This is a genomic window from Chloroflexota bacterium (assembly GCA_020161265.1).
Taxonomy (GTDB): domain Bacteria; phylum Chloroflexota; class Chloroflexia; order Chloroflexales; family Herpetosiphonaceae; genus Herpetosiphon.
In genome coordinates this window covers 564,431-578,470 of record JAIUOC010000002.1, presented here as the reverse complement: position 1 = coordinate 578,470, position 14,040 = coordinate 564,431, and the positions used below count along the sequence as shown (strand labels likewise).

Below are 14,040 nucleotides of genomic sequence, written 5' to 3'. Positions count from 1 at the left end.
AGGAGTAGCTATGACAACCAGCGATTGGCAAACGCCCGATTGGGTCAAACATGCCGTCTTTTATCAGATTTTCCCTGAGCGCTTTGCCAATGGTGATCGAACCAATGATCCGGCAAATGCGCAACCTTGGGGTACAAGCCCAACCTTACATAATTATATGGGCGGCGATCTACAAGGAATTATCGATAAGCTTGATTATTTAGTCGATTTGGGCATTAATGCGCTGTATCTCAACCCAATTTTTCAAGCCACAACTTCACATAAATATAATACCTTCGATTATTTTAAAATCGATCCGCATTTTGGTACGCTAGAAACCTTTAAAACTTTATTGAATGAAGCTCATCGCCGTGGAATTAAAGTTATTCTTGATGCGGTGTTTAATCATTGTGGTCGCGGCTTTTTTGCCTTTCACGATGTAATTGAAAATGGTGTGCACTCGCCCTACACCAATTGGTTTCATATCTCGCGCTTTCCAATTCATCCCTATGAATCGCGCTATGCCGCTAATTATCGTACTTGGTGGGATTTTCGCGAGTTGCCCAAATTCAACACCGATAATCCGGCGGTACGCAAATATTTGCTTGATGTAGCTCGCTATTGGATTGAATTAGGCATTGATGGTTGGCGCTTGGATGTGCCAAATGAAATTGAGGATCATAACTTTTGGCGTGAGTTTCGCACAATTGTCAAAGATATTAATCCTGAAGCCTATATTGTGGGCGAAATTTGGACTGATGGCTCAGCTTGGCTGCAAGGCGATCAATTTGATGCAGTGATGAATTATCTGTTTCGCGATTTATGCACCGATTTCTTTGCCAGCTATCGGGTACGTGCCGCTGATTTTGCGGCTGGGATCGACCATTTAATTGTACGCTATCAGCCGCAAGTGACCTATGTCCAATTTAATTTGCTTGGCTCGCACGATACTGCGCGATTTTTGAGTGTGGCCGAAGAAGCTGGTAAATGGGCTTTAGAGCGCATGAAATTAGCGGTTTTGTTCAAATTAATCTTTCCTGGTGCGCCATGTATCTATTATGGCGATGAAATTGGCTTGCATGGCGGCAAAGATCCCGATTGTCGGCGCTGTTTCCCGTGGGATCAACCGCAAACCTGGCAGACTGAGCTTCAAGCTTGGACTAAACGCTGGGTTAAGTTTCGTCATGAGCATACAGCCTTGCGCACAGGCCATTATGCGACACTGTTTGCCGACAACGATATGAATATTTTTGCTTGTGCCCGTTGGGATGATCAAGGCCAATTTGTGATTGTACTAAATAATAATGAAACGCCTTGGACGCTTGATTTGCCGTTGCATGCCCAATTACCAAGCGTTGCCCATTATCGCGATGTGCAAACTGGCGAACTGTATAGCGTGGCCGAGGGCAAAATTCGCGAGGTAGCATTGGCTCCGTGGAAACATTTGGTATTACAAGCTGAATAGTTAAATTGGGCTGCCCAGCGGCGTGCAGCCCAATTTATTTAAATCCAGCGGCGGGTTTGGGCTTGATAGGCGGTGTACTGCTCGCCAAAATTTGCTAACATCGCCCGCTCTTCAAAGGCAATATACCAACGATCAACAATAATGACGAACGCGATAACCAGCACTAAATTCGAGATTGCCGCGCCAAGCAACAGGGCAATGCCCAATAAACTGAGGCCAAAGCCCAAATACATTGGGTTGCGACTCCAACGAAACCAACCAGAGATCACCAAGCGATCAGGCTGGCCAAAGGTCATAATATTCGTGCCAATTTGGCGAAAATGGCGGGCACTGCTGATTGCGACGGCCAACCCAGCAACCCCAATCACCAAACCAAGCCAATTGAACGGTGTTGGCACTAAAAGCGCAATTGGCCAAAGCCAGCGTAATGCTAGCATCAGGCCAATCGTCAACAAAAAGAGCCTTGGTGGGAGTAATTTTTGCATAGCCAGCGATTCCTTTCCACAACAACTGCTGCTCAATCTAGCATAGTCGTTGTCGCCATGAAACCAGCAAACTATGGCCTATCTATTAACATTATTAATCATCAGCTCGTAGCCAAGCCAAAATTTTCCATGTCGCGCGGCAATCGGCTTCTAAGTAGCGGCTGAGCAATTGCATCTCTGGGCTAGTGCGCGGATTAGGCTTGCGATAAGCATACCAACCAACTAACTGCGCTTGCGAGCCATCGGCTAAATCGCTGGGCCAGGCTGGATCATATTGGGCATCGAGGGCTGCCAACGCTTTGGCAATGCTCTTGAGCGAATAATCCCACGCGCCAGGCACAGCACAGGCATTATCGACCAAAACATTTTTCAAATCGAACCATGGCAAATTGAGTAAGAGATGGTCGCTGGGCAAGTGATGGCGGGCCGCAGCATGGCGACATTCGACTGGCTCAGCATTATGCCAATGGTAAAGCACCGCTTGATCAAGCTGCTGATTGGTTTGGGCCTGTAAAACGGCAATAAATTCAGCCAAGATGGCTTGTTCAGCGAGATGATCTTCACGCTCAGCAATACACTCGTGATAGTGCCACTGACCATTTGCCAGCCAGCCAATCCCAATCATGAAAATCATGGGCGTGCCTTGGAGCGTGGGCCATTGTTGCTCAAAATTCACATTCAGATTGCTGAAAAACTCAAAATCAACAAAAAACTCGTAAGGTTTGGCGGCTGGCGCAATGCCCTCAGCGCGTTGTGCAAGGCCAGTATGGTTGGCTTGCATAATGGCCTTCATTGGGTCGGGATACTTCATCACGCCCTTGGGTAGGCTTTGGCTGGCCGCGTTCATCAGGCTGGACAACGTGGTAATGCCAGCTTTGACCAATTTTTGTTGGGCCGCTGCCCCAATATTCCAGAGCCGCAGCATCTCGCCGCCTGGCTGGCGTTGGCGAATTTGAGTGCGGGCTTTGCTCCAACGTTCATCGTTCACATTCGGATTCAGTTGCACAATCGGATCGTTCCATGGCAGATATTGGCCGCCATTGCGCACAATCTCGAAATAGCGCTCACAGTTTTGGCGAATATCAGCATCAAGCGGCTGCTCAAGCTGAGCCTCAATTGGAATCGATATTGGATTATGCAAACGATCACGGGTAATTAAGAAGGCATGTTGGGGCATGATGCCCTGAATCTGACCTAGCATATAACTATACATACGAGTTTGAGCGCTGTAGCAACTCAAATCAGCAGCTTTTTCGCGCTTTTCAAGGTTGCTTGAAAACTTCAAATCAAGCACCAAATAATGTTCAGTTTCACCGACCAAATGCCCCATTTCAGGGTATTGCTGGCGAAACCACGAGCTAAGCACAATCAAATCGGGCGTGCCAAAAATTCGCTCAGCGGGCCACCACAAGGCTGGTTGGGCAATCACGGGCGTTCCAGCCTCAATCAGGTCGAGGGTTTGGGCGACACGATGAGCCTCGCGGCCTTCATAGGGTTCGACGCAAACTTGAACTGCATTGGGCGCGACACGTTGCAGCCAAGCTAGCTCGAATTGATGGCCTTTTTCGGCCAGAAAATCGATAAAGGCATAACTGAGCGTTTCAGGGGCAAAGCCATGCGCCGCGCCATGATGCTCCAGCCAAATCGCGGCAGGATCATTTAAGTAGAGCGAGCGAATTTTGGTGGGCGGTAGCCAATCATTGCCTACCACTGTTTGGTTTTGTAACAATACCCGTAGAGCATCCGACACTCGTAGCATACAACATCCCTCTGGTACGCTGGCAAATTGGGCTAAGCATACCATAAGACAAGGATGAAGGATGAGGGATGAAGGATGAATAAAGAGCAATGGGTTTTTAACGCAGAGTCACAGAGGATTAATGGCTATCGGCTATGGGCTATCGGAATGTTTTAATCATTTCAAAAATTCTCTACTCCAAAAGCCTAGAGCCAAACGCCGATAGCCTAATCTCCCTTCGTGCCCTCTGTGGAGCAAAACTTCTAATCCGCAAGTCTATGTTCTTTGCTCTATGTTCTAGTAAATTCAAGTACAATAAGGCCGAATGAACTCTGGCCTAGATGTGAGGTGTTTGTGGATAACAAAGTTATCTACTCGATGATTCGGGTGAGCAAAATTCATCCGCCAAATAAGCAAGTGTTGAAGGATATTTCGTTATCCTATTTTTTGGGCGCAAAAATTGGCGTGCTCGGGACGAACGGCTCGGGTAAATCTAGCCTGCTGCGCATTTTGGCGGGCGTTGATCAAGAGTTTCAAGGCGAAACGGTTTTAGCTCCAGGCTATACGATTGGCTACCTTGAGCAAGAACCCCAACTTGATACTGGCAAAACCGTGCGTCAAATCGTCGAAGAAGCGGTCAAACCCGTCGTTGATGCCTTGCGCGAATACGATGAAATTAACGCTAAATTCGGCGAATCTATGAGCGACGACGAGATGGATGCGCTGATCCAACGTCAAGGCGAGGTGCAAGATAAGCTTGACCAAATGAATGCCTGGGATCTGGATAGCCGCCTTGATTTCGCTATGGATGCGCTGCGCTGCCCACCATCGGATACGCCAGTTGAGGTGCTTTCTGGTGGCGAACGCCGCCGCGTGGCGCTCTGTCGCTTGTTACTTGAAGAGCCAAGCATTTTGCTGCTCGACGAACCAACCAACCACCTCGATGCTGAATCAGTGGCTTGGCTCGAAAAACACTTGCAAGAATATCCTGGCACGGTCATCGCGGTTACCCACGATCGCCACTTTTTAAATAATGTGGCTGGCTGGATTTTGGAGCTTGATCGTGGTCAAGGTATTCCATGGAAGGGCAATTATTCGTCGTGGCTTGAGCAAAAACAACAACGCCTCGCCAACGAAGAAAAAGCTGAATCACAACGCCAAAAAACCCTCCAACGCGAGTTGGATTGGATTAACATGGCTCCAAAGGCTCGTCAAACCAAGAGCAAAGCCCGGATTAACGCCTATGAGCAATTGCTCAGCCAAAATACTGAAAAAGCGCAAGGCGAATTGGAAATTTTCATTCCACCAGGGCCGCGCTTGGGCGATATTGTGATTCGTGCCAATAATGTGAGCAAATCGTTTGGCGATAAGTTGCTTTATGAAAATTTGACCCTCGATTTGCCTGCTGGCGGGATTGTGGGCATTATTGGGCCAAACGGCGCAGGTAAAACAACCTTGTTCCGCATGATTACCGACCAAGAACAGCCTGATAGCGGCGTGTTTGAAGTTGGCTCAACCGTCAAATTGGCCTATGTTGACCAAAGCCGTGAAACGCTTGACCCCGAAAAAACTGTTTGGGAAGAAATTTCCGAAGGTGCTGAGCAGATTCAGCTGGGGCCACGCACAGTCAATTCCCGCGCCTATGTTGCCCGTTTCAATTTCTCAGGCTCGGATCAACAAAAGAAGGTCGGTGGCCTCTCTGGTGGTGAGCGCAACCGTGTGCATTTGGCCAAAATGCTCAAATCTGGTGCGAATGTTATCCTGCTCGACGAACCAACCAACGACTTAGATGTGCATACCCTGCGAGCCTTGGAAGAAGCCTTGGAAAATTTTGGCGGCTGTGCCGTGATTATTTCCCACGATCGCTGGTTCCTTGATCGGGTTGCTACCCATATGCTGGCCTTTGAAGGTGATAGCCAAGTGGTTTGGTATCCTGGCACCTATAGCGAATACGAGGCTGATCGCCGCAAACGCTTAGGCAGTGCCGCCGATCACCCGCATCGGATTACCTATCGCAAACTACGCCGCGATTAACCTATTCCCTCACCTCCTAGCTTCCTCATCTCGCTCTGCATTTTAAGGGCGGACAGGTATGTAGAACGAGGGTACACAACGACCTCAGGTTGGTATATTGGATGGTGCGAGCCATATCCTTTTACCAACCGAGGTCGTATGCCGAACTACCCACCGATAGCTACAACAAAGCAATATTTAAGCGGCAATCATTAAAATATCTTTGCCTACCAACATTGGCAGGCAAAGACTTGACGCTGATTAAACGTTGCACCTACTTCCCAAAGGCTGCTTGCCATGTCAGTGGTCCAACAATTCCATCGCGGGTTAGGCCATAGGTCGATTGTAAATTGAGCACTGCTTGTTCCGTGCCAGCGCCAAATGCCCCATCAATCGTTATACCAAGTAGGGTCTGAATTGCCCGAACCGCATCGCCGCTGCTACCATTCTGCACGGTTTTGATCAGTTTGGCATAGGTTTGTGGGCCAATAATGCCATCAGCGGTTAAGCCATTGGCGCTTTGGAAACTTCGCACTGCTTGTTCCGTGCCAGCACCAAATGCTCCGTCAGCCGTCAGTGAATGGCCATGCGAACGCAATAAATACTGAGCAGCCTTAACATCGTTGCCCGAACTGCCATTGCGCAAGCTTGGCCAAGCGGGCAAACTAGGGGTTGTACCACCAGAGATCGTGCCAATTGTGGCGTTATCATAGTAAAAAGTCAGGATTGAACGCCAAGTTGAGCCATTATCGGCCAGATATTTCGAACCCCATTGGCTCATATACAAGCCAACCGTCCAACCGTGATTTTGGCTGCACTGGCCCGATGTGCGACTGCCATTGTAGGAGCCAGCACAATATTGGCTTTGGAAAATCGCATTATTTTTGATCAAGCGATAGTTCCAGGTATCATCAACCGCTGCGTTAGTGCTGGCATACGAGACATTGGGATTGTACACTTGGTCGGCGGTCGTATCCTTAGTATCATAGCCTTTGCCCGGATATTTGGGGTACATCGTGCGATACCAAGCATAGGTTTTCGAGGCCATCGCGCCCGAACGCAACGATTCGGTGCGCCAACCCGCCACCCATTCGTTGGGTAGTACATGCTTGACATATGTTTTGAAATTGACCGTATCGATTCGTCCAAGGCTCACGCGATAGACCCGAATTGTGCTTGGCGGCGTAGTATTTGTGCCTGCCATAATTTGATTCAATTCATCATCATTTAAACTAGCTTCTTGGGGTGTGTTGGTGGTTAACCGATGCGGCTGAACCTCAATAATTTCTGGTTGTTGATCGACAGCTTTATTGGTGAGCGTGAGTGGCGCATCGACCAACAGCGTATCATTAGGGATTAATTGGGCATTGCGTAAACGCCAAGCGCGATAGCCGTTAGCATCAACCGCCACCTCAATAGCTTGGCTTTCGCTGGCAGTTAGGCTAAAATGGGCATTACCCGCCGCGTCAGTCGTGGCAGTTAATCCCAAACTCGCAACTGAAACTGTGGCGTTGTTCAAGGGCTTGCCATCAGCATTGGTGACCGTTACCGTTAAATTGGCTCGTTGCGGGTTGCGGGTTTGCGCCGAAATAGGTGCTTGAATCAGCAAACCCAAGGCCAAACTAAGTAACCCCAACCAACGCCATGTTAACCTACGCTGCATACTTGCTCCTTCAACTGAAGAAAATAGCCCACGTGATTGGCTCACGCTGCCAGCAAGTATAGCGCGATAATCTTAAAATTTTCTTAATGAACTATTGTAATTCTAAAAAATTACTTAAAATCAAGCATTAAGCAATTCAACAACATCCTCATCGGAAAATTCCAAAAGCTTGCCAACTTGCTTGATATACATTTTTTGCGTGATGTGAATTGATTCACGTTGTTTTGCGAATTGAATCATCGATTGTAATATTTCTAAGGAATGGTTAGGATTACTGCTGAACAAGCTATAGTCAAGATCTGTTTTATTGCTAGTTTGTAATAATCCATTCAAATAATTCTGAGTTTCGGTATCAATAGCGGCGGCATTGATTATAGATTCAACATAATCTAAATCCTGTTGAGTAATTTGGTCACCAGTTTTCATTAGATTAATGACTGTTTCAATTTTGAGTACATCAAGCGGCTGAGAGGCAATTGAATCTGGGGCAGAATTATCTAGATCTAGCTCTGATTCAATGGTTGGATCTATTTCTATGACTACCTCGACAACATCATCTGCGTCAACTTCTGCTTGTGTTACTTCTTCATCACTAAATTCAATTTTCTTTTTCAAGATCTCTGTAGCTTTTTTGCCAACACTGCTGGTTGTATATTTCGACCAAACAGCCATAATAACTGCACCCACTCCTGGCAAGAATCTACCAATTTGTTGTTTTAGTAACTTTTGAGTTACTCTCCCACCCAAAGATGCAACAAGTTGTTGAAATATCCGCAATGAACTTCGTTTAACTAATACTGTGCCACCATGCACAGTTAATAAGCCCATAGTGCTTAAACCAAGCGATGACATAAAAATTCCAGCTAAAAGCTCGCGATTTATAAATTTATCTTGTCCATAAGCCGCAGCAATGTCGTAAATTAACGATACTTGATTATAAATGACTAGAATTAGCTCTGGAATGATGGTCAACAGACCCCATGGGCCTGGTATAAGATTTAATGTCCCCGTAATTACTGCATTTTTATTACTATAATCCTTAATTAATTTTTTAATCTCACTTTCAGAAGGGATTTTATGCGGATTCTTTTGATAATATGAGCGGCGATCGTTGATTACTGAATCAAATAAGTCGAACATTTTGCTTGAAAGCTGGCTTTGAGCTTCTTGTAATCCAGCGTCTTTCGGTTCACTCATAGTATCTCCTTGATAGGCATGATTTGGCTTAACATAGCTGACACGTTGAGCAATGTCAACAATGTCAGCTATGCTAAAAGTCCTAGCTACCAGCGGGATGTGTACGTGCCAACCGTTGCTCAAGAATCCATTGTAAAACCTCAGCACTAGCATCAACGCCGTTGATACAAATATCGGCAGTTTCGGCTACCGATGGGTGCGATTCGGGATTGATTACGCCGATCGCCAAGGCTTGGCAACCATGTTCACGCGCTGCTGCAATCGAGCGAAAGCCATCGACATCGGTCAGATCGTCGCCCAAAAAGATTGCTGCCTCAAGTTTGTGCTCCTCGATCAGCCAAGCAACCGCGCTGCCCTTATGCCAATCAACGGGTGGGCGTACCTCGAAAATCATCAACCCTTCGGTAATGATCAAATTGTGGGCGGCGGCTAGTTCGCTCAAAACCTTGCGCAGCCAAAGTTCAGCCGCCATTTGATCAGTTGCCAAGCGATAATGTAAGGTTGCCGTGATGCCCTTGGATTCAAGCACAACACCTTCAGGTAGCTCGTAGCGCTGCATCGCCGCCACAAATTCGCGCACAGCGGCGCTATACGGTTGGGCAGCGGGCACAAGCATCCCACCATCTTGGCCCCAGATTTCCAAGCCATGGTTGCCGATGTAGCGCATGGCTGGGAGTTGCAGCATGCGTTGGACATCGCGGGCAGCCCGACCAGAAACCGCAGCAACCAAGGGCAAATGCTCAGTCAATTGGCTCAAAGCGGCTCGACATAATGGATCAACGGTTGCACCATCAGGCGTTGGTGCAATTCGGCTGATCGTGCCATCAATATCGGTGATTAATCCCAAGCGTTCCACTTTGATAATTGGTTGCAATCGTTGTTTAAGCGTCGTCGAGAGCAAGGCGCACTCCTTCGATTCGGAACCAGATAAAGCCATGCGGCGCTAGCGAGAGAAAATAAGGTGTCGTCGCAATCGCCGGAAATGGCGTTTCACCAATTAATTCCACCAAGCGCATGCCCGCAAACTCAGCCAAATCCAGCTCGACTGGCTGGATAAAGCGCGAAAGATTATTGACAATCAGCACCGTTTGGTCGGCATAGCTGCGCAAATAGGCTAAAACTTTGCGATTTTGCGTTTCGAGAATTTGAATATCGCCACGCCCAAAGACTGAATAACGCTTGCGCACCCGAATTAAGCGCTTCATCCAATTTAATAATGATGATTGCACCCGCTCCTGCGCCTCAACATTGATCGCTTGATAGCCATAAACCGGATCGATAATCACAGGGCTATACAAACGGGCAAAATCGGCGGCAGAAAAACCAGCATTGCGGTCGCCATTCCATTGCATTGGAGTACGCACGCCGTTGCGGTCGCCAAGATAAATATTATCGCCCATACCAATTTCATCGCCATAATAAATAATTGGTGAGCCTGGCAAACTCAACAGCATGCTATTCATCAATTCCATACGGCGACGTGCATTATCCATCAAGGGCGCTAAACGCCGCCGAATCCCAATATTAATTTTCATGCGCGGATCAGCAGCATACTCACGATACATATAATCACGTTCTTCATCAGTGACCATTTCGAGGGTTAATTCATCGTGATTGCGTAAAAAAGTTGCCCATTGGCAGTTTTCAGGAATTTTAGGCGTTTGACGCACAATATCAATAATTGGTGTACTATCTTCCTTGCGAACTGCCATAAACATGCGTGGCATCACTGGAAAATTAAAGGCCATATGAAATTCATCATCATTACCGAAATAATGGCGTACATCGTCGGGCCATTGGTTAGCTTCAGCTAGCAGCACACAATGCGGGTAATGCCGATCAACAAATTCACGCATTTTGCGCAAAATTGCATGGGTTTCAGGCAAGTTTTCGCAATTTGTGCCCTCACGTTCGATTAAGTAAGGCACTGCATCAACTCGGAATCCATCAACCCCGCGATCGAGCCAAAACCGCATAATATTGTACATTTCTTCCAAGACTGCCGGATTTTCATAATTCAAATCAGGTTGATGACTAAAGAAACGATGCCAGTAATACGATTCTGAAACTTCATCCCAAGCCCAATTCGAGCGTTCGGTATCGGTGAAAATAATTCGTGCATCGCGATACCGCTGATTTGTATCGCTCCAAACATAATAATCGCGATAGGGCGAGTCTGGTTGGCGTGCTGCTTGAAACCATGGGTGCTGATCCGAGGTGTGATTAACTACAAGGTCAATCATGACCCGCAAGCCACGTGAATGGGCTGCCTCGAAAAATGTAACTACATCTTCCATCGTGCCATAACTAGGATGCACATTACAATAATCTGCTACATCATAGCCATCATCTTTGCCAGGCGATGGATAAAAGGGCAATAACCATAAACAATCAACGCCTAAACTTTGTAAATAATCCAAGCGCGAAATTAAACCACGGAAATCGCCATTGCCATCGCCATTGCTATCCTGAAAAGCTCGTACATGCAATTCGTAAAAGATTGCATCTTTATACCAATCGTTTTGCATAAAACTCCTTTAGACGCATATATACTTATCGACCTGAGGCTTGTTCAATTGCCCCTGAACGCTTGACATTAGCGGCTTGCAAAAATGTATCGACCCACCAATAAATATCATATTGATTGATCGAATGACGGAGCTTGCTAATATGTTCAATCCGTTCTAAGCGGGGCATTGTGACCGCATGATAGAGCGCCTGAGCTGTGCCATTAATATCATAGGGATTAACCGTCAATGAGTGCTCAGATAATTGCATTGCCGCCCCAGCAAATTCACTTAAGATCAGTACGCCATCATCAGGCCCACAGACCGCATATTCCTTTGCTACAAGATTCATGCCATCCTTTAATGGCGTGATTAAGGCGGCATGAGCAGCGCGATAATAGGCTAATAATTCCTCGCGTGGTAATGAGCGAAAAATATAATGAATTGGCACCCAACCGATTTTGGTATATTTGCCATTAATTTCGCTGACTAATTGCTGAATTGTTTGCTTCAAATCGGCGTATTCGCTAATATCTTCGCGGCTTGGTACAACGACTTGAGTTAATGAAATTTTTTGCTGTAGTTCAGGATAGGTTTCGAGTAAGGTACGAAATGCTTGCAAACGATCAGGAATTCCCTTGGTGTAATCTAAACGATCAACCCCAAGAATGATTTTACGTTCTGAAAAAGCCTCACGAATCTGGCTATATAAATTATCCACATTTGGCGTATGCGCTGCGGCGCGAAATTCTTGGGGATCAATGCTGATTGGGAAGAAGCCAACTTTAGTAGGATTTCGATCTGCATGCAGAATTAAGGGATATTCACCAGAGCGATCGATCGCAACATCGGGTAATAAGGCTTCAACACAAATCAAAAAATTATTCAAATCACGATTGGTCTGAAAACCTAGCAAATCATATTCCAACAAGCCATTCAGAATTTGCTCGCGCCACGGTAATTTCAGGAAAATATCGATATGCGGAAAGGGAATATGCAAGAAGAAGCCAATATGCGCATCAATTCCGAGCTGACGTAACTCACAAGCAACATTAATTAATTGATAATCCTGCACCCAAATATACGTATCATCACGATAATGTTGGGCGATTGTTTCAGCATATTTACGATTAACTTGCTCGTAGGTTGTCCAATAGCTTGGGTCGAAATTGCAACGCGACTGCAAATCATGAAATAATGGCCAGATAATCTCATTCGAAAAGCCCAAATAAAATTTTTCCTGTTCCTCTTGGCTCAGATGAATCGCATGCATGCTATACCCAATCGAATTGGTGGCATGTTCGAGTAATTGATCAACCATTTGATCCGCCTCATTCGTGCCTGACCAGCCGATCCAGGTTCCGCGTGCTTGGCGCAAAATTGGGTCGAGTGCAGTGACCAACCCACCCGAAGCTGGCTTGATGGTAGGCGTGCCATCGGCTTGCTCAGCAATTGAAATCGGCAGCCGATTCGAGACGATCATCAGTCGATTTGGTAACTCTTGCATGATTTGCCATCCTCCTTAAAAACACAGTTTAATATCAATACACAGCACAATACACAGCAATACATTAGCATTGCAGGCAAATCCAGCACGACGTTGAGCAGATATATAGATTGTTTAGCAGGGATAGTGCCAAAAGTATACGTACATTAAATGCTCCACATAAACGATTTAGCTGATTCAGAAGCGCTATTCAGCAATGTAAGGGAGGAATAGAGTGTGAGAGATGTTAATGGATGTTCAAAGATCACCGAGGCTATAGGCTTTTGGCTATCGGAGATGGATCAGACTAAAAAGCCAAAAGCCTATAGCCCATAGCCTAAATGCCGTTTAATCCTAATGCCACAGCATTGCCACGCAACGCCGTGATCACTTCTTCGATCAAGGTTTCGAGTGGTACATCCAACTCTTGTGCGCCGCGAATAATGTCTTCGCGATTGACAGCGCGGGCAAAGGCTTTATCCTTCATTTTCTTCTTGACTGAACTAACTTCGACGCTATGCACGCTTTTGTCGGGGCGCACGAGAGCAACAGCAGTAACAAAGCCCGAAAGCTCATCAACCGCATAGAGCGTTTTTTCCATGGGCGTAATTCGTTCAACATGGCAATAATCGGCATGTGATAAAATAGCCCGACAAATCTCCTCGCTCCAGCCAAGTTCACGGAGCACCCGAACTGCTTCCGAAGGATGTTCAGCAGTAGGAGATTGGGCAGCATTCGGAAAACGCTCATAATCGAGATCGTGAATCAAGCCAACCGTTGCCCAAAGCTCGGCATCAGCCTGTTGACGTTGCGCCATATGACGCATGGAGGTAGAAACCGCGAGGCAGTGTTTTCGTAAACTTTCGCTTTGCACCCACTCGGCGAGCAAAGCTTCAGCAGCAGCATACCTATTAACCATCGAGATCTCCTAAAAGCAACTTGCCAATAGAAGATTGTACCAAATTTGCGCTTGGGCTAAAAAGCAAAGAACACAGAACCAACGTGTTCTATGTTCTTCTTGTATCCATCGCTCCAGCCATATCCACGCAAATGAAACACGAGGCACTGGAAAACGCATTTGGGGTTATAGATGGGTCATTGGCTTGGCAGCAAGGGTTATAAGCCTTCGCCGTCCAGCCACGTTTGAACCGCAGCATCATCAGCGCCGGTCTGACCACCTGAGATATAGCGAAAACGTTCGCCATAGCCTTCCATAATTTCGTTGCGCTTTGCTTCGGTATCAGCGTCGGCAGCCGTGTCATCAATGCTGATCACACTACCCGACTCAAGATCGAGATAACAACTAATCGTCGTATCGGCGGTGCGCAAGGCCTCCAGAATTTGTGCGCGGTCAATGGGCGCAGCCATGGTTGAGTCCTCCTAAGGGTTAGTTGAACGTCGTGGTTCAAACATAGCTTAACATACAAACGCGCCCCGAACGGATAATCGAGCGCGGTGGTACGTGCGGCATCGCGATCATACTACAGCACACGGTAGAAGTCAAAAA

11 protein-coding genes are annotated in these 14,040 nt (G+C 46.8%); 2 read left to right on the top strand and 9 right to left on the bottom strand.

Features of this window, described 5'->3' with window-relative positions:
• Positions 1-10: 10 nt before the first annotated feature.
• A complete protein-coding gene (locus tag LCH85_06890) occupies positions 11-1,444 on the top strand; it encodes a glycoside hydrolase family 13 protein (GenBank protein ID MCA0351706.1) in 1,434 nt (477 codons plus the stop codon).
• A gap of 38 nt (positions 1,445-1,482) precedes the next feature.
• On the opposite strand, the gene LCH85_06885 is transcribed toward LCH85_06890, so the two are convergent.
• Together LCH85_06885 and LCH85_06880 are read right to left on the bottom strand one after the other, a co-directional pair.
• Entirely contained in the window at positions 1,483-1,929 is a 447-nt protein-coding gene (locus LCH85_06885; protein MCA0351705.1) for an isoprenylcysteine carboxylmethyltransferase family protein, read from the bottom strand.
• Between the two features lie 94 nt (positions 1,930-2,023).
• Complete coding sequence (locus tag LCH85_06880; GenBank protein MCA0351704.1) at positions 2,024-3,688, bottom strand: ribonuclease H-like domain-containing protein; 1,665 nt, start codon at positions 3,686-3,688, stop codon at positions 2,024-2,026.
• Positions 3,689-4,015: 327 nt separating this feature from the next.
• On the opposite strand from LCH85_06880, the gene ettA reads away from it, so the two are divergent.
• Complete coding sequence (ettA, locus tag LCH85_06875; GenBank protein MCA0351703.1) at positions 4,016-5,701, top strand: energy-dependent translational throttle protein EttA; 1,686 nt, start codon at positions 4,016-4,018, stop codon at positions 5,699-5,701.
• 253 nt (positions 5,702-5,954) lie between these two features.
• On the opposite strand, the gene LCH85_06870 is transcribed toward ettA, so the two are convergent.
• The 7 genes from LCH85_06870 to LCH85_06840 form a co-directional block, all read right to left on the bottom strand.
• Positions 5,955-7,343 carry a peptidoglycan-binding protein gene (locus LCH85_06870; protein MCA0351702.1) on the bottom strand — a complete coding sequence of 463 codons (1,389 nt, stop codon included), beginning with the start codon at positions 7,341-7,343 and terminating at the stop codon, positions 5,955-5,957.
• Positions 7,344-7,463: 120 nt separating this feature from the next.
• Complete coding sequence (locus LCH85_06865) at positions 7,464-8,540, bottom strand: hypothetical protein (protein ID MCA0351701.1); 1,077 nt, start codon at positions 8,538-8,540, stop codon at positions 7,464-7,466.
• 82 nt (positions 8,541-8,622) lie between these two features.
• A complete protein-coding gene (gene otsB, locus LCH85_06860) occupies positions 8,623-9,441 on the bottom strand; it encodes a trehalose-phosphatase (protein MCA0351700.1) in 819 nt (272 codons plus the stop codon).
• Positions 9,422-11,068: a maltose alpha-D-glucosyltransferase gene (gene treS / locus LCH85_06855; protein MCA0351699.1), complete on the bottom strand. Its 1,647-nt coding sequence runs from the start codon at positions 11,066-11,068 to the stop codon at positions 9,422-9,424. Before treS ends, otsB begins: the two co-directional genes overlap by 20 nt.
• A gap of 25 nt (positions 11,069-11,093) precedes the next feature.
• Positions 11,094-12,554, bottom strand: coding sequence for a trehalose-6-phosphate synthase (locus tag LCH85_06850; protein ID MCA0351698.1), 1,461 nt, complete (start codon positions 12,552-12,554; stop codon positions 11,094-11,096).
• Positions 12,555-12,870: 316 nt separating this feature from the next.
• Positions 12,871-13,452 (bottom strand): HDIG domain-containing protein, encoded by a 582-nt coding sequence (locus tag LCH85_06845; protein MCA0351697.1) that lies wholly within the window; start codon positions 13,450-13,452, stop codon positions 12,871-12,873.
• Positions 13,453-13,649: 197 nt separating this feature from the next.
• Positions 13,650-13,901, bottom strand: coding sequence for a hypothetical protein (locus tag LCH85_06840; protein MCA0351696.1), 252 nt, complete (start codon positions 13,899-13,901; stop codon positions 13,650-13,652).
• Positions 13,902-14,040 lie beyond the last annotated feature (139 nt).